At 68.2% G+C, this 16,766-nt stretch carries 15 protein-coding genes; 4 read left to right on the top strand and 11 right to left on the bottom strand.

From position 1 onward, the window contains the following. Positions 1–299: 299 nt before the first annotated feature. The 9 genes from AC5RW2_RS09500 to AC5RW2_RS09460 form a co-directional block, all read right to left on the bottom strand. Complete coding sequence (locus AC5RW2_RS09500) at positions 300–560, bottom strand: GIY-YIG nuclease family protein (protein ID WP_494073900.1); 261 nt, start codon at positions 558–560, stop codon at positions 300–302. A 182-nt stretch (positions 561–742) separates the two neighbouring features. Beyond that, on the bottom strand, positions 743–2,530 hold the full coding sequence (locus AC5RW2_RS09495; RefSeq protein WP_493962817.1) for a DEAD/DEAH box helicase: 1,788 nt from the start codon (positions 2,528–2,530) through the stop codon (positions 743–745). Continuing rightward, the gene (locus tag AC5RW2_RS09490; protein WP_493962818.1) at positions 2,527–3,957 is read right to left on the bottom strand and encodes an MFS transporter; all 1,431 of its coding nucleotides are present in this window, start codon (positions 3,955–3,957) and stop codon (positions 2,527–2,529) included. The genes AC5RW2_RS09495 and AC5RW2_RS09490 overlap by 4 nt, the downstream gene beginning before the upstream one ends. 84 nt (positions 3,958–4,041) lie before the next feature. Further along, complete coding sequence (locus tag AC5RW2_RS09485) at positions 4,042–4,359, bottom strand: DUF3039 domain-containing protein (RefSeq protein ID WP_493938880.1); 318 nt, start codon at positions 4,357–4,359, stop codon at positions 4,042–4,044. Between the two features lie 82 nt (positions 4,360–4,441). Next, a complete protein-coding gene (locus tag AC5RW2_RS09480) occupies positions 4,442–6,013 on the bottom strand; it encodes a transporter (RefSeq protein WP_493962819.1) in 1,572 nt (523 codons plus the stop codon). Next, entirely contained in the window at positions 5,995–6,891 is an 897-nt protein-coding gene (locus AC5RW2_RS09475) for an ABC transporter ATP-binding protein (RefSeq protein WP_493962820.1), read from the bottom strand. The genes AC5RW2_RS09480 and AC5RW2_RS09475 overlap by 19 nt, the downstream gene beginning before the upstream one ends. 48 nt (positions 6,892–6,939) lie before the next feature. Next, positions 6,940–8,052, bottom strand: coding sequence for an NADH:flavin oxidoreductase/NADH oxidase (locus AC5RW2_RS09470; RefSeq protein ID WP_493962821.1), 1,113 nt, complete (start codon positions 8,050–8,052; stop codon positions 6,940–6,942). Continuing rightward, positions 8,053–9,012 carry a tetratricopeptide repeat protein gene (locus AC5RW2_RS09465; protein ID WP_493962822.1) on the bottom strand — a complete coding sequence of 320 codons (960 nt, stop codon included), beginning with the start codon at positions 9,010–9,012 and terminating at the stop codon, positions 8,053–8,055. It abuts the gene before it with no gap. Between the two features lie 87 nt (positions 9,013–9,099). Next, positions 9,100–10,887 (bottom strand): DUF8094 domain-containing protein, encoded by a 1,788-nt coding sequence (locus tag AC5RW2_RS09460; protein WP_493962823.1) that lies wholly within the window; start codon positions 10,885–10,887, stop codon positions 9,100–9,102. A 338-nt stretch (positions 10,888–11,225) separates the two neighbouring features. Between AC5RW2_RS09460 and AC5RW2_RS09455 the strand changes: the two genes are divergently transcribed. Continuing rightward, positions 11,226–12,509, top strand: a complete 1,284-nt coding sequence (locus AC5RW2_RS09455) for an AI-2E family transporter (protein ID WP_493950093.1) — start codon at positions 11,226–11,228, stop codon at positions 12,507–12,509. A 1-nt stretch (position 12,510) separates the two neighbouring features. On the opposite strand, the gene AC5RW2_RS09450 is transcribed toward AC5RW2_RS09455, so the two are convergent. Further along, positions 12,511–12,837, bottom strand: coding sequence for an Rv1322 family protein (locus tag AC5RW2_RS09450; RefSeq protein WP_493949865.1), 327 nt, complete (start codon positions 12,835–12,837; stop codon positions 12,511–12,513). Between the two features lie 71 nt (positions 12,838–12,908). On the opposite strand from AC5RW2_RS09450, the gene nucS reads away from it, so the two are divergent. The 3 genes from nucS (at position 12,909) to AC5RW2_RS09435 (ending at position 15,370) form a co-directional block, all read left to right on the top strand. Next, a complete protein-coding gene (gene nucS / locus AC5RW2_RS09445) occupies positions 12,909–13,604 on the top strand; it encodes an endonuclease NucS (RefSeq protein ID WP_493962824.1) in 696 nt (231 codons plus the stop codon). 52 nt (positions 13,605–13,656) lie between these two features. Then, positions 13,657–14,901, top strand: a complete 1,245-nt coding sequence (locus AC5RW2_RS09440; RefSeq protein WP_493962825.1) for an N-acetylglucosamine-6-phosphate deacetylase — start codon at positions 13,657–13,659, stop codon at positions 14,899–14,901. A 265-nt stretch (positions 14,902–15,166) separates the two neighbouring features. Beyond that, the gene (locus AC5RW2_RS09435; RefSeq protein WP_136787594.1) at positions 15,167–15,370 is read left to right on the top strand and encodes a cold-shock protein; all 204 of its coding nucleotides are present in this window, start codon (positions 15,167–15,169) and stop codon (positions 15,368–15,370) included. A gap of 88 nt (positions 15,371–15,458) precedes the next feature. Here AC5RW2_RS09435 and murA read toward each other — a convergent pair whose 3' ends face one another. Further along, the gene (gene murA / locus AC5RW2_RS09430; RefSeq protein ID WP_493962826.1) at positions 15,459–16,739 is read right to left on the bottom strand and encodes a UDP-N-acetylglucosamine 1-carboxyvinyltransferase; all 1,281 of its coding nucleotides are present in this window, start codon (positions 16,737–16,739) and stop codon (positions 15,459–15,461) included. Between the last annotated feature and the right edge of the window lie 27 nt (positions 16,740–16,766).

Raw genomic sequence — 16,766 nt, 5'->3', positions numbered from 1 at the left:
GCGAAGGCCCCGCCACCGGTGACCGACCAAAGGCGCATGCGCCTGCGTGGAGATCCCGCCGTCCGCCCCGGGTGATCGACCAAAGGCACCCGCGCCCCCGCGAAGGCCCCGCCACCGGTGACCGACCAAAGGCGCATGCGCCTGCGTGGAGATCCCGCCGTCCGCCCCGGGTGATCGACCAAAGGCACCCGCGCCCGCGCGGAGATCCCACCGCCGGTGATCGACCAAAGGCGCTTGCGCCTACGTGGAGAGCCCGTCGCCCGCTGACCTGTCACCCGGAGTTCCGGCTGTCCATCCGGCTATTTCATGTTGCTCTTGAGATCCTTCAGGCGGCCCTCAATAAGCGCTATGCGTTTGGCACGGCTCCAGTTCTGAACCTGCTTCTCCCGAACGAACGCGTCCTCTACTCGACTGAATTCTTCACAGTAGACAAGACGAACCGGTCTGCGGCGGGCCGTGTATGCAGCCCCTGCACCAGACCCGTGCTCACTGATCCGCCGTTCAAGGTCCCACGTACTCCCGACGTAGAAGCTGTTGTCGGAGCACTGCAGGATGTACATGTATGGCATGCCGCCTCCTGTCCGGAGGTCCAGTGTGCCAAAAGGTAGTGGAAGCGGCAGGGGATTTCCACAGGACGTCGGCGAGACCGATCTCCACGCAGGCGCGAGCGCCTTTGGTCGATCACCGGAACCGGGCCGGATCTCCACGCAGGCGCGAGCGCCTTTGGTCGATCACCGAGGGGTTATTTGCGGCCGATGAACCAGTCCTGGAGCTTCTTCAACCGCTTGTTCAGCTGTTCTTCGTTGGCCTGGGCCACGGCCGGACCGCCACAGACCCGGCGCAGCTCCGAGTGGACCACGCCGTGCGGCATGCCCGAGCGGGCCGACCAGGCGGAGACGTTCTTGGCCAGTTGGTTGCGCAATTCGGTCAGCTGCCGGTGGTCCACCAAGGCCGGCGCGGGCTCAGCGGCGGCCGTTCCTCCGGCCCGCTGGCGCTTGCGGGTCTGCTGCTCCTGCTGGCGCTGGCGCAGCAGCACGCCCACTTGCTCGGCGTCCAGCAGGCCGGGGATGCCCAGGAAGTCCAGTTCGTCTTCGCTGCCGATCTCTCCGCCGGTGCCGAACTCGGCGCCGTCGAACAGCACCCGGTCGAAGGAGGCCTGGGAGTCCAGCGCCTCGAACTTCTGCTTGGTCAGCTCCCCCGAGGCCTTGTCCTCCCGGTTGGCCTGCTCCATCAGCGCCTCTTCGGGAATGAAGCCTTCGTCGTTGTCCTTGTCCGGCCGGTCCAGCGCGTGGTCGCGTTCCAGCTCCATCTGGTTGGCCAGTTCCATCAGGTTCGGCACCGACGGCAGGAAGACGGAGGCCGTTTCGCCGCGCCTCCGGGCGCGCACAAAACGGCCCACGGCCTGGGCGAAGAACAGCGGAGTGGCGGTGGACGTGGCGTAGACGCCGACCGAAAGCCGCGGGACGTCCACGCCTTCGGAGACCATCCGCACGGCAACCATCCAGCGGCTGTCGCCGGCGGAGAACGACTCGATCTTTTCGGAGGCACCGGCGTCGTCGGAGAGGATGACCGTCGGGGATTCCCCGGTGATCTTCTTCAGCTGGCCGGCATAAGCACGTGCGTCGTCGTGGTCGGTGGCGATCACCAGCCCGCCGGCATCGGGCACGGCCCGGCGGACCTCGGTGAGCCGCTTGTCGGCGGCAGCCAGCACGGACGGAATCCACTGGCCCTGCGGATTCAAGGCCGTCCGCCACGCCTGTGCGGTGATGTCCTTGGTCACAGCGGCCTCGCCGAGCGAGGCTGCGTACTCCTCCCCCGAGCTGGTCCGCCAGCGCATTTCCCCGGAGTAGGCCATGAACATCACCGGGCGCACCACGTGGTCGCGCAGCGCGCTGCCGTAGCCGTAGGTGTAGTCGGCCCGCGAACGGCGGATGCCGTCCTTGTCTTCGGCGTACTCCACGAAAGGAATGGCCGCGGTATCGGAGCGGAATGGGGTACCGGTCAGCGCCAGCCGCCGGACGGCAGGTTCGAAGGCTTCGCGGATGCCGTCGCCCCAGCTGAGCGCGTCGCCGCCGTGGTGGATTTCGTCCAGGATCACCAGCGTCTTCGCGGCTTCGGTCTTGGCCCGGTGCAGCAGCGGTTTCATCGCCACCTGCGCATAGGTGACGGCGACGCCGATGAAGTCACGGCCGTGCGACCCGTCGGAGTTCTTGAAGTTCGGGTCGATGGCCAACCCCACCCGGGCGGCGGCGTCCGCCCACTGGCGCTTGAGGTGGTCCGTCGGCGCCACCACGGTGATCCGATTGACGAGCCCCCGGTCCACCAGTTCGGTGGCCACGCGCAGCGCGAAGGTGGTTTTGCCGGCCCCGGGCGTTGCCACGGCGAGGAAGTCCTGGGGCGCCATCTCGAAGTACTTCTGCAGGGCCTCGGCCTGCCACTGGCGCAGCTTGGGCGCCGTGCCCCACGCGGCACGTTCCGGGTAAGCCGGCGGCAGCACCGGTCCCGCGCCAAATAGTGTGTCATTGCTCATTCGGTGGCCTCCTCCCGTTGTTCCTGTCTGTCTTCCGTCCGTTCCGCGCTGCGCCATCCGGTGTAGATTCCGCCGGCCGCAACCACGGCCAGCACCAGCCACATAACCACGTAGACCCCGATCGCGCCGGGGTTGTCCGGATCGCGGAGCAGCGAAAACAGCGCTCCCGCTCCCGCGGTTCCCACCACGCCGCCCAGCTGGTCGGCCAGTTGCAGCGACGCGGAGTTCCGTCCGCGCTCTTCCGGAGCGGACATCTTCAGCACCAGCACCGAGGTGGTGGACAACGCCACCCCCATGGAAAACCCGGCCAGCGCCCAGACCACAATAAGCGCCCACAGCGGCACCGACGGGGCCGAGACCAGTGCCATCAGCCCCATGCAGGCGGTCAGGATGCCGGAGCCGATCACCAGCATCCGGTGCCGCGCCGTCTGCACGCGGGCCTGCAGCCAGGAGCCGATGCTCCAGCCCACCGCGCCGGCTGTCAGGGCCAGGCCAGCGGTGGCGGGCGAGATGCCGTGCGCCGCCACCAGCATCAGCGGGATGAACGCTTCGGCGCCGAAGAACGCCAGATTGATCAGCCCTCGGGTGGCGATCACGCTGGGCAGCCCGCGGCGCAGCCGCAGGGTCCCGGCCGGCATCAGCTTGGGCAGCGCCACCAGCGCCAGCACCACTCCCCCGGCGGCCAGCACGTACAGCAGCACCAGCTGCCAGGCGGGCCCGCCGGCGACTACTTCGAACAGGGCCCATTGGGCCAGGAAGACGCCGCCGGCCAGCATCAGGCCCCGCACCGCCTGCAGACGTCCGGCGCGCCGGTCCGTCGTCGGGTTCTCCGGTGCCCCCACGCTCCGCGTCCGCGGCCAGATGACCAGCACGGCCAGCAGGAAGATGGGCGCCACGCCGTAGAACACCAGGCGCCAGGACAGGTACTCCGCGACCACGCCGGCGGCCAGCGGCCCCACCAGCGATGGCACCACCCAGGCCGCAGCCAGCCAGCCGAACACCACCGGCTGCATCCGCTGCGGATACACCTGCCCGATGATCACATAGACCGCCACGATGGCGAAGCCGCCGCCCAGCCCGGCCACGGCCCGGCCGGCGGTGAAAACCCAGAATTCTCCGGCCACCCCGGACAGCACCAGACCGGCCACCATCAGCACCAGCCCTGCGCCAAGCGCCGGGCGCGGGCCCTTGGCATCGGACCAGACACCGGCCACCACGCTGGCCAGCAGCGAGGCTGTCAGGAACATGGAGAAGGCCAGCCCGTAGGCAGACTTTCCCTGCAGGTCGGCCGCCACCACCGGCATCGCCGTCGCCACCGCCACCGCCTCGAACGCCGCCAGCGTAATCACTGCCAGCAGTCCCAGCGTCAGCGGCCGGTAGGCAGCCGACATCGCGCCGGGCGCGCGGACGGCAGTGGATTCGGTCATCAAGGAACCAGGGCTAGCTTTCTTTGCAGGCAGGGGGCAGCGCGGCGGACGCCGGACGCGCCCGCTTCAGATGAGTGGGAGGGGCTACTTCTTCTTGCCGGAATCGTCGCCGCCGGGGCGCAGGCCTTCGTAGATGGCCTTGCAGTCGGGGCAGACGGGGAACTTGTTCGGGTCGCGACCGGGCACCCAGACCTTGCCGCACAGGGCGATCACCGGTTCGCCGGACAGTGCCGACTCCATGATCTTTTCCTTGCGGACATAGTGCGCAAAGCGTTCGCGGTCGCCTGGCTCAAGCTCTTCGCGGAGTTCTTCACGCTCGATCGTCGCGGTGGACCCGCCCGGGGTCTGCGGCGCGCGGGGGTCGTTTTCGAAAGGATCCGGGGGAAGACTCATGCCATCCATCTTAACCCCTGAAAAAGGAAGGACGACGGCGGAGCACGCCTCCGCCGTCGTCCTCACCTGCCGTGGCAGCCGAGTGGGCCCGCTATTTGTTTTTCGCCACGGCCTGGAAGAGTTCCGGCGCGCGGCGGTCGTACCAGCGGCCGCCCAGCACCACGCCGACCACCAGCAGCACCGCACCGAGCACGACGCCGACCACCAGGGCCAGCCAGCCCCACAGCGCGTCGCCGGTGAAGACGCCGATCAGCGCGAGCACCACCTCCGGCAGCGAGAGCAGCCCCAGCACGCCGAGGCCGCCGAGCTGGACCAGCATCATCCGGGCGGTCGAACCGGGCGGGGTCTTGAACGGGCTCTCGCCGGGCAGCGGCACGTTGTAGGTGTACCGGGCCGAGACCACGCTGGACAGGCCCAGCCCGGTCAGCAGTACTCCGAGCGCGACCCCGGAGACGGGGGCCAGCAGGTGCCATTCGCCGATGAAGACGAACGGCAGCACGGTCAGCAGCACGGTGGCCGGCAGGGCGATCACCGCGCAGGCGACGACGCGCCCGATCCGGTCGGCCAAGCCGCTGACGCCGGTGGTGACGTGCAGCGCGAACGCCGTGTTGTCGTAGGCGATATCGGCGGAAATGCCGAACGACAGCAGGAAGGCGATCATCGGGCCCAGCCACAGCATGAAGGTGAAGTCGCCGGCCTGCGAGAGGCCGAAGAAGACCGCCACCGGAATCAGCGGGATGGACACCAGCGATGCCCCGTAGCGCGGGTCCTTGAACCAGTAGATCAGCGCCCGGGCCGCGACCGCTCCTGCCGGCGTGCCGGGCATCCGGGAGAACCAGCCCAGCTTGCCGCCGGCTTTGCGGGACACCGCGTTGTACGGCGGAGTCACCAGTGCACGGGCCAGGCTCAGCTTCCACAGCCAGGCCATCACGGCCAGGAAGGCCACCGCGATCAGCAGCCGGGCCGCAGCGGCGCCCCAGTTGCCCAGCGCCAGGTCACCCGGCACCGCCCAGACGGCGCCCAGCGGCGACCAGGCCAGCCCTTCGGCCAGTGCCGGCAGGAAGTCCTGCGAGCTGCGGAAACCCTCGACGACGCCGATGCTGATCGGCCCGAGGAGCACCAGCGGAATGATGCCGATGACGCCGCTCAGGTCCTTGAACCGGCGCGAGCTCGCCAGTGTGGTGGACGCCGACGTCGTGACGCGGGAGAGCACCACGCAGGTGAGCGTAGCGATCACCGCGCACAGCACCGCGGCCACCAGCGCTGCCGGGTGCTGCCACCAGGCGGCCGCTTGCCCCAGCGCTGCCACCAGGGTGACTACGCCCGGGATGCCCACCAGGCCGCCGATGGCGAGGCCCAGCAGCAATTGCCGCATCGGCACGGCATAGGTGACGAAGCGGGCCGGGTCCAGCGTCATGTCCACGCCGGTGGCCATCATCGGGATCAGCGCCCAGCCCAGGAACGCCGCGGATCCGCCCAGCACCACCACCATGCGTGCCGTCTCCGGCTCGGTGTAGCTGAGGAAGAACAGCCCGGCGATCAGCAGCGCCAGCACGCCGATGGCGTACAGGCCGCCGAGGATCACGCCCACCAGCTGCCACGGGCTGCGTTTGAAGCCGTTGCGCAGCAGGGTCAGCTTCAGCCTTACGAGGTGCGCAACCACTCGAGCCCCTCCGCCTGGGTCCGGCCGCCGACCAGCTGGACAAACCGCTCTTCCAGGCTGGCACCGGCACGGACCTCGTCCACGGTGCCGGCGGCCAGCACGTTGCCGCCCGCGATCACCGCCACGTGGTCGCACATGCGCTGGACCAGGTCCATCACGTGGCTGGAGACGATCACCGTTCCGCCGGAGGCCACGTAGTCGTGGAGGATGTCGCGGATGTTCGCGGCGGAGACCGGGTCGACCGCCTCGAACGGTTCGTCCAGCACCAGCAGCTTGGGCGCATGGATCAGCGCCGTGGCCAGAGCCACCTTCTTGGTCATGCCGGCGGAGTAGTCCACCACCAGGGTGCCGGCGTCGTTGGTCAGGTCCATTGCCCGCAGCAGGTCCGGCACCCGCGCGGCCACCGTCTCCCGGTCCATGCCGCGCAGCAAGCCGGCGTAGGTGACCAGCTGCTCGCCGGTCAGCCGATCGAACAGCCGCACGCCGTCGGGCAGCACGCCCATCAGGCGCTTGGCTTTCAGCGGCTCGGCCCAGACATCCACCCCGTGCACCCAGACCTGGCCGTAGTCGGGCCGGAGCAGCCCGGTGGCCATGGAGAGCGAGGTGGTCTTGCCGGCACCGTTGGGGCCGACAAGCCCGTAGAAGGATCCGGCCGGCACGTCCAGGTTGATGCCGTTGACGGCGATCTTCTCGCCGAACCGCTTGGCCAGGCCGCGCACGGCCAGGGCGGGAACGGGTGCCTGGGCGCCGTAGGCAGGGGCGGATGCCTGGGCGCCGTAGGCAGGGGCGGATGCCTGGGCGCCGGCCGGAGCAGGCGGCTGGCCGGGGTTCTCGTCGTCCGGCTGCTGGACCGGCGGTTGTGATGGGTGCGAAGTCATACTGCCACGTTAACAACGCGATGTCCGCGCGGGCATCATCCGCAAGGACTAATAATTCTCCGTCACGGCCGCACGCTCGTACTGCGGCGCCCAGGCCAGCTCGTGGCCCAGTTCGACGGCGGCGCGCTGCCACCAGTGCGGATGGCGCAGCGCCGCCCGGGCCAGCAGCACGGCGTCGGCCGAGCCCTCCTTGATGACCGAGTCGGCCTGCGTAGGCGTGGTGATGAGCCCGACGGCGCCGGTCGGGACGCCGGACTGGCGGCGGATGGCGGCAGCGAAGGGCACCTGGTAGCCGGGACCCAGCGGGATTTTCACCCCGTGTACTGCGCCGCCGCTGGACACGTCCACCAGGTCCACGCCGCGGGCAGCCGCCTGGGACACTACGTCGGCCACCGCTTCCGGTTCCAGACCCCCGTCCGCCCAGTCGCTGGCGGAGACACGCAGCAGCAGCGGCATGGCATCCGGGATCACGCCGCGGACCGCGTCCACCACCTCCAGCAGCAGGCGGGCACGCTTGGCCGCCGAGCCGCCCCACTCATCGGTGCGGGTGTTGACCAGCGGGGACAGGAACTGGTGCAGCAGATAGCCGTGGGCGCCGTGGATCTCGATCGTGTCGAACCCCGCCCAGACCGCCCGGACCGCCGCATCGCGGAAGTCGGAGACGACCTGCTGGATGCCTGCCTCGTCCAGCGCCGCCGGCGCGTCGTAGCGGCCGAAGGGCTCCGCCGTCGGGCCGACCGTACCCCAGCCGCCCTCGGCGTGCGGCACGGAACCGGATTCCCGGGCAAACGGTGCGTAGGTCGAGGCCTTGCGACCGGCATGGGCCAACTGGATCCCGATCTTGGTGTCCGCCGAACCGTAGCGGTGCACGAACTCCGTGATACGGCTCCAGGCCTGCGCCTGCGCGTCGGTCCAGATGCCGGTGTCCTGCGGACTGATCCGGCCGGTGGCGTTGACCGCCGTCGCCTCGGTGAGAACCAGTGCCGCGCCGCCGGCGGCGAACTGGCCCAGGTGCATCAGATGCCAGTCGTTCGGCGTTCCGGGTGCATCCTCGCGGCTGACCGAGTACTGGCACATGGGAGCCACCCAGCCGCGGTGGGCCAACTGCAGTCCGCGCAGCCGCATCGGCTCGAACAGGCCGCCGGCTGAATCCTGGGCCATTTAGAAGAGCGCCCGCGCCAAGGCCTGCCGTGCCTTGGAGACCCGTGGGTCGGAACTGCCCACCACATCGAACAGTTCTACGAGCCGCGCCCGGGCCGCTTCCCGTTCGTCACCGCCATGCCGGCTGATGAAGCCGACCAGGCGGGCAAAGGCGTCTTCGACGTGTCCGCCGGAGATGTCCAGGTCGGCCACGGCCAGTTGGGCCTGCAGGTCGTCGGTCTTGTCGGCGGCGGCGGCGCGCAGCTCATTCGCGTCGGCGCCCTGCAGCCGCTCCAGCAACTGCACCTGGTACAGCCCCGTGCGTGCCTCGTTGTCGGCCGGCTGTTCGGCCAGTGCCTTCTGGTACGCCGCCGCTGCCCGGGCGTAGTCGCCGGCCTCGATGGCATCGAATGCTTCCTGATGCAGCGGCGGCAGCGGCTTCTCCTCTTCAGCCGGAGCGTCCGCCGCGCCGGGTGCCGTGCCGGTCACGCCGTTGGCTTGGGCCACCTTGAGCAGCTCGTTAACGAACTGCCGCAGCTCGTCGGCCGACGCCGCGCCTTGGAACAGCGGGATCGGCTGCCCCTTCAACAGCGCGACGGCGGCCGGCACGCTCTGCAGCTGGAAGGCCTGGGCGATGCCGGGGCTGGCGTCGACGTCCACCCGGGCCAGCACAAACCGGCCGGCAAACTCGTTGGTCACCTCGGCCATGGCGGAGGCCAGCTGCTGCGCCAGGTCGCTCCACGTTGCGGTCAACTCCACGATCACGGGAACCTGGGCGGAGAGTTGGACGAGTGCCTGGAAGCTTTGCTCGTTGACCTCGACGATGTAGCCTGCGGAGTCGCCCGCTGCCGGCGTTCCGGCGGCCGTGGCCGGCGCACCCGAAGCCGGTTGCTGCGGCTTTTTCAGCGCTGACAGGTCAACGGCGCCGCGCAGGCTGACGGAAGACGGCGCGGGGCCCTGCTCTGGAGTTGGAGTGGTCATAACATCACACTAATACGTCTCGGTGAAGGTCCGGAATTGTGCGGCGGCAAGCGCCGCTGCCCGGCCGGTTGCCCGGCCGGGCTGACTCTACTTCAGCTCGGCGTCCACCAGGCCTTGGGCCACCCCGACCACGTTGAGCTTTTCATCGGAGCCGGCCGGCGGGACGTACAGGAAGACTGCTTCGCTGTACGTCACGTCCACGCCTTCGGTGGTGGAGTCTTCCCCGGCCAGCGCCGCGAACTCAGGCGAGAGTTCCACGGTGGCACCGGCTTCGGCCGGCACGCTTCTGGTCACGGACTTGATGTGGCCGAACACCACCGCGCCGCCGTCGGCCGTGCGCAGTGCGCTCAGCGATTTGTCGTCGACGCTGCGGCGGAAGGAGATATCCGCGCTCTTGTTGGATTTGACCTGGTCCTTCTGGATCTTCTGGATCTGGTCGGAGAAGGTGTTCTTGCCAATCTTGTTTTGGTGTTTGCCGCTGTCCAGGTTCTCGGCAACCATCTTCACGGCCGCCTGCGGCGAGTAGAGCAGGCCGTCCTTGGCATCCTGCGGAACAGCCGGCGTCCCGCTGCTCTCGGTGGAGACCTGCGGGAAGGTTGTCCCCGGCAGCATTTGCAGCGCGCCCACCATCCGATAGTTCGATCGGGGATCCTGCTGCGTCAGCACAATCACCTGCGGCACCGGGTTGTCCTCGCCTTCGGTCACCGTCACCACGGTCCGCGGCCACTCTGTACTGGTGCTGACCATCGAGGTCAGGATCGGGCCAGCGGCCACCGGGACCGGAGCCGCGGCCTTACCGTTTTCGGCCCGCACCGCGTAATTGGCCTCGCGCACGGTCAGCGCCGCTCCCCCGACGCGCGGCTTCAGTTTACCGGCGTCCTGCGCCTTGTCGGCATCCGACACCGATGCGGCCACCGCATCCATGATCCGGGTCAGCTGGCTCTCTTGCACCACCGGGAAGCCGGCCGCCTCCTCGGCTTCCGGTGACGGAGCCGCCTGCGCGGGCAGCACTGTGCCGGCGGCAAGCACGACGGCGGTGCCCGCTGCGGCCGCTGCACGCAGGCCAAGCGCGGGGCGGACCATCAAGGAACGGCGACCCGAGGGACGGCCCTCTTCCGGATTCTCCGTGCCCGAATTTGCCGTTGCGGCTTCATCAGCGCGGCCGGCCGGCACGGCGGCGTCGGTCGCGGCCAGCGGCGCGGTCGCCGGGCCGGCTACAGTCCCGTTGCCGGTTCCGCCGCCCGGACCCGAGCCGTTGCCCGGCGAATCGTTGCCCGGCGTCTGGCGGTTCGGACGGCGGGACACCACTGCCATTGCCACGCCGAGCACCACCAGCAGGGCTCCCAGGATGATCAGGGCAAGCGACCACGGCACGGAAGTGTCGTTCGGCCAGGTGACCGTCACGTTGGTCGGCGCCGGCGCGCTGCCGTCGGAGGCCAGCAGGATGGACCACTCGCCGTCGGCCGGAGCCACCCAGCGGTGCTCAATGCTGCCCTCGGCCTGCTGCTGGCTTACCCACAGGTCGGATCCGGCCGGATTCGGCACTTTGGCCTCGCCTTCGGTCACGGTCCCCTGCAGCTGGCCGTCTTCGATTCCGGTCAGCGAGGTGTGCGCTGCCTCCCCGACCCAGGCGTCGACATCCCCGGCACGGCCGATGGCCAGCAGGAACTCGCCGTCGGCCTCCACCGAAACATCCACTTCTTCCTCGTGGATCCCAAAGACTTCCGGTTTGATCACGGTCACCGGAGCGGAGGCCTCCGCCGTGTAGCTGGCGGATGCCCGCTCGGGCGGAGCCCAGACGGTGCGCTGGGCGATGCCCAGCGCGATGGCCAACAGCCCGATCACCATCAGGGCCACGGAAATCTTGAAACGCACAAAAATACCAATCGTCGATCGTGCAGGAAGCAAGGGCCGCGGGTCCGCCCAAGCCTTTGGGCCGGGGCGGTTTGCCCGGCGTCGGTTAAACTTTATAACCCTATGGTAACGAACCGCCTTGGGGTCCGTGCGAGGCTGGTTTCCCCCGCTGGCCGATGGCGTCGCTGTGGCCAGACGTCATCCGCTGCCGAGCCGTTACATACTGGTAGTCTGTCGCTCAGAATCGCCCGCATCCTGCAGCCGTTGCTGCTTACCGCGCGACCGAAGCGCCCGCCCGCAGCTTCAGCGGCTGCAGGCGGAAGAGAGGATGCTGCGTGAACGAACACCGGGGCGGTCCGATGCCGGACGCCGGCAACGGACCGGATGCCGAAGACCACCAGCCTGCCGCCGGTGCGCCGGGGGAACCACCGGCCGGACCACCGGAGTCGGCACCCCTGACGGCGGCACGGCAGCGTGCCGTCTTGGGCGCACTCGGTCGCATCGGGGCGTCCATGCCGCGCGCCCGGCCCCGCATCCGGTTCGAGATGCCGCCCGAAGGAAATGACCCGGCTGCTGCGCGCCCTGAGGGAGCCAACACAGACTGGTCCCCCGCACGGCATCCCATCCATTTCGGTTTCATGGCTACAGTGGGGGTCGGTTTCGCCCTGCTGCTTTACTTTGTGCTCACCAACGTCGGTGGTCTGCTGGCGTGGATTGCGGCGGCGCTGTTCATTGCCTTGGGCCTCGACCCGATTGTCCGTTGGCTGGAACGCAAGGGGCTTCCGCGTCCGGCCGGCGTCATCATTGTGGTGCTGATCCTGGCCGGGTTGGTCGCAGCCTTTATCTCCACGCTGATCCCGACCATCGTCAACCAGACCACCCAGATCGTCGCCAATGCCCCCCGCTATGTCGACAACTTCCTGAACTCCGCTTTCTTCCAGTCCATCGACGAGCAGTTCCAGGTCCGAGAGCGCATAGACGTCGAACTGGCGAAGTTTTTTGCCAATTCGGAAAACGTCACCGGCATCTTCGGCGGGGTCCTTGGCGTCGGCAGCGCCGTCCTGCAAGGTGCGTTCGGCGCACTGATCGTGCTGGTGCTGACGTTGTACTTCCTGGCGTCGCTTCCGGCGCTGAAGATCTGGGCCTACCGGCTGGCTCCGCGGTCCAAACGCCAGCATGTACAGAGCTTGTCTGAAGAAATCAGCAGCAGCGTGGGCAGCTATGTGATCGGTCAGGCCTGCGTCGCCTTGATCAATGCAGCGGTGGCCTTCATCGCCATGACCATCGCCCAGGTGCCGTTCACGGCCTTGCTGACGTTCGTCGTCGCTTTGCTGGCCTTCATCCCGCTGATCGGTGCGGTGATTGCCGGTGCGCTCGTCTCGCTGGTGGCCCTGACGGTGAGTTGGCAGACGGCGGCGCTGTTCGCCGTCATCTACTTTGCCTATCTGCAGATCGAGGCGTATTTCGTCTCGCCGCGCGTCATGCAGCGGGCTGTTGCGGTTCCCGGGGCGGTGGCGGTGATCGCCGTCATTGCCGGCGGCTCGCTGCTGGGGGTGCTGGGCGCACTGATGGCGATTCCGGTCGCAGCCTCGGTGATGCTGCTGCTGAAGGACGTCTTCATTGTGCGGCAGGACCGCAACTGACTCAGCGGTAACGGAAACTGCGGGTCTGCCAGCAGCGCGGGTGCCAGTGCCGCCGCTCGGCCAGGGCCGTTTCGCCGCCGAACAGCGAATCGGCGCGCCAAGCCACCAGGTGCTCGATTCCCGGGCCGATCGTGCGATGACAGCCCGGACAGGTGTAGTCCTTGGCGGCGTTCGAGCCGCTAATCCGCCGGACGTTCCATTCGCCGTCGGGCGCATTCTGCCGTTCGGGGATGCCGGCACGGGCGCGGTCCAGGTCCAGTTCACTTTCCCGTGTCCATTTGCTGTTGCCCGTCCCCGAACGGCGGCGCGGACGGTTGGATCGGGGCATGTTATCCATTCTGCCCCACCGCCACGGCGCCGACCGAACCACCCGTCGAGCAGAAGGTAAAGTGGCCTACTGTGCGTCTTGTCATTGCCCGTTGCTCCGTTGATTACATCGGCCGCCTCCGCGCCCACCTTCCGCTGGCCACGCGCCTGTTAATGGTGAAAGCGGACGGCTCCGTCCTGATCCATTCCGACGGCGGTTCGTACAAGCCGCTCAACTGGATGAGCCCGCCGGCCACCCTGCGGGTTGCCGAACCGGAGTCCGATGACGCAGAGTCCGGCGTCCAGGAAGTCTGGCACGTCCAGCACGCCAAAAGCGATGACCGCCTGGTGATCAGCATCCACGAGCATCTACACGAGTACAGCCACGACTTGGGCGTGGACCCGGGGCTGGTCAAAGACGGCGTGGAGGCCGATCTGCAGCGCCTGCTGGCCGAGCAGATCCACCGCCTCGGACCGGGCCACACGCTGGTGCGGCGCGAATTCATGACCGCAATCGGCCCGGTGGACATCCTGGCCCGCAACGCCGACGGCGGCACCGTGGCTGTCGAGCTGAAACGGCGCGGCGACATCGACGGCGTGGAACAGCTGACCCGCTACCTGGAACTGCTCAACCGCGATCCGCTGCTGGCGCCGGTCAAGGGTATTTTCGCGGCACAGCAGATCAAGCCGCAGGCGCGGGTGCTCGCCACGGACCGGGGCATCACCTGCCTGACCCTGGACTACGACGAGATGCGCGGCGTGGACGACGCCGAATCCCGCCTGTTCTAAGCCGGAGGTCCCCGATCCGCAGCCGGGACCGGCACCGGCCTAGAATCGGACCATGAGCTCCCCAGGGCGGACCGGTCCGCAACCGCAGTTCGTCCGCGGCCGGATCGTCTCCTCAGGAACCATGCTCGACGACGGGGTCGTCGCCTTTGAGGGCGACCGCATCCGTTACGCCGGCCCCGCCTCACACTTCGAGCCCGCCGGCTGGCACCAGGTGGACCTGCCGGCGGAGAGCCTGCTGCTGCCCGGACTGATCGATACCCACTGTCACGGAGCGTACGGCGGCGATTTCTCCTCCGCAGACGAAGAGGGCGTCCGGCGCGCCGTCGATTTCCTGCACCGCAGCGGAACCACCACCCTGGTGGCCAGCACCATGGCCGATTCCCGGGAAGAAATGCTGGGGGCCGTGCGATTGCTGGGGGAACTGACGGGCGAGGGTCTGCTCGCCGGGGTCCACGCCGAAGGCCCCTTTCTCTCGCCAGCCCGCTGCGGCGCGCAGAACGCCGACCATCTGCTTACCCCGGACACCGGCTTCGCCACCGGGCTGGTCGAAGCTGCCGGTGGGCATCTGTTCTCGATGACCTACGCCCCGGAACTGGACGGTGCCGACGAACTGGTTGATCTGCTCTCGGCGCTCGGCGTGACGCCTGCCCTCGGGCACACCAACGCCGATGCCACGACGGCCGCCGCCTCGCTGCTCCGCGCGGCGGAGGGCCTGGCGGCGGAAGGGCTGGCGCAGGCCGGCTTCGACCGGAACCAGCGTCGGCCGCTCGTCACGCACTTGTTCAACGCGATGCCACCCCTGCACCACCGCTCCCCCGGCGCTGCGGCAGCCTGTCTGCGCGCCGCCGCGGCCGGACGCGCCGCCGTCGAACTCATTGCCGACGGAATCCACCTGAACCCGGAGACCGTGCTCACCGTTTTTGATCTGGTGGGCGGCGCCAACATCGTGTTGGTGTCCGATGGGATGGCGGCCACTGGACTGGGCGACGGCGGGTATGTGCTGGGCGCCAGTGACGTGAGCGTCAGCGGCGGCGTCGCCCGGGTGGCCGCCAGCGGAGCCCTGGCGGGCGGCACGGCCACACTCCTGGACGTGGTGCGCGGTGCAATTGCCGCCGGAGTCCCGCTGGAGACTGCCGTTTCCTCCGCCTCCGCCGTTCCGGCCGCGGCGCTCGGACTGGCCAAGGAAGCCGGTGCGCTGTCCCGCGGCTTCAGAGCCGACCTCCTGGTGACCTCCGGCGACCTGGCCTTGACCGCCGTGTTGCGCGGGGGCCGCTGGCTGGACCCGCTGCCGCACTGAAGCGGACGGCGGCGTAACCACGGGACGAACTCTTCCTTAATTTTGAATTGAATCTACCTTTGTACCGTTGACCGCCCGTATGGACTTATGTGATGCTTGACTCAGTCTTTGTGTAGGTGAAGTATTCATGCTCGCAAGACATGTTGCGAGTGTGAAGCTCCTCAGCGTCCGGCCTGACGGCCTTTGTTGTTCGGATCTTCCACGGAGTAACCGGGTTGGTACGAGGTGTACCGGCTTGATTTTGTTCCACGATGAGGAGATTTAAATGGCACAGGGGACCGTCAAGTGGTTTAACGCGGAAAAGGGCTTCGGCTTCATCACTCCGGATGAGGCAGACGGAGATGTCTTCGTTCACTACTCCGAGATCCAGTCGGGCGGCTTCAAGACGCTCGATGAAAACCAGCGCGTGAGCTTCGAGATCGGCCAGGGAGCCAAGGGCCCGCAGGCCACCGGCGTCACTGTCATCTAGCTTCGGCTTCAGCACCGCGCGGCCCACGGCAGCGCACCACCAGAAGAACCCCTTCGGACGGGTCCGGAGGGGTTCTTCTGGTGCTGGGTCAGGCCGGCACGGTAGGCGGCCCCTGCCGGACCACGTCTCCGCCCAAGGCCTGCAGACGCTCGTCGAACCGCTCGTAACCCCGGTCGATGTGCTCCACGCCGTGGACTTCGGTAGTCCCTTCCGCCACCAGCCCGGCGATCACCAGCGCAGCACCGGCACGAATGTCGTTGGCTTCGACCGGAGCGCCGGAGAGTTGCGGGACGCCCTTAATCAGTGCATGGTGGCCGTCCAACCGCACCACGGCGCCCAACCGGGACAATTCGGAGGTGAACCCCCAGCGTGCTTCGAACACGTTTTCCGTCACCATTCCGTGCCCGTTGGCCACGGCGTTCAAGGCAACAACGAACGGCTGCAGGTCCGTGGGGAAGCCGGGATACGGCAGCGTAGAGACGTTGATCGGGTCCGGACGTTGCGGTCCTTCCACCGTGAATCCGTCGTCCCTGCGGGTAATCTGGCAGCCGGCCTGCGCCAACTTGTCCAACACCACGGTCAGATGGCCGGGATTGGACTTGGCTACATCCACGGTCCCGCCCGTGATCGCCGCGGCAAAAGCCCAGGTTCCGGCGACAATCCGGTCCGGCACGGTGCTGTGGCGCACCGGGCGCAGGCGCTCGACGCCGGTGACCACCAGGGTGGGCGAGCCGATCCCTTCGATCCGCGCCCCCATCGATACCAACAGGTCGGCGATGTCGGTGATTTCCGGTTCCCGCGCGGCATTGTCGATCACCGTCACTCCACGCGCCAGTGTCGCCGCCATCATCAGGTTCTCCGTGGCGCCGACTGACGGATAGGGCAGGCGGTGGTGGGCGCCGTGCAGTCCGTTCGGCGCCTTGGCCACCAGATAGCCGTGGTCAATGCTGATGCTGGCACCCATTTGCTCCAGCCCGGCCCGGTGCATATCCAGTCCGCGGCTGCCAATGGCGTCTCCCCCGGGCAGTGCGACTTCGGCCTGCCGGCAGCGGGCCACGAGCGGGCCCAGCACGGAGATGGAGGCCCGCATGGCGCGGACCAAGTCGTAGTCGGCTTGGTGCGCGGGAGCGGCCGGCACGTCGATGTGGACACTGGCAGCGTCGACGTCGTAGTCCACCGCACAACCAAGCCGGCGCAGCAGTTCCGACATGATCCAGACATCCTGGATATCCGGCACGTTGGTGATCGTGGACCGCCCCTCCGCCAGCAGCACTGCGGCCATCAGCTTCAAGACGCTGTTTTTGGCGCCCGAGACCTCCACTCGCCCGTTCAGCGTGCTGGGCCCGCGCACTACGATCACCTCATGCATGGAATCCATCCTACGGTTGTGCCGGAG

Source organism: Arthrobacter sp. B0316-1-20 (assembly GCF_059091865.1).
This window is presented reverse-complemented; position numbering and strand designations above follow the sequence as displayed.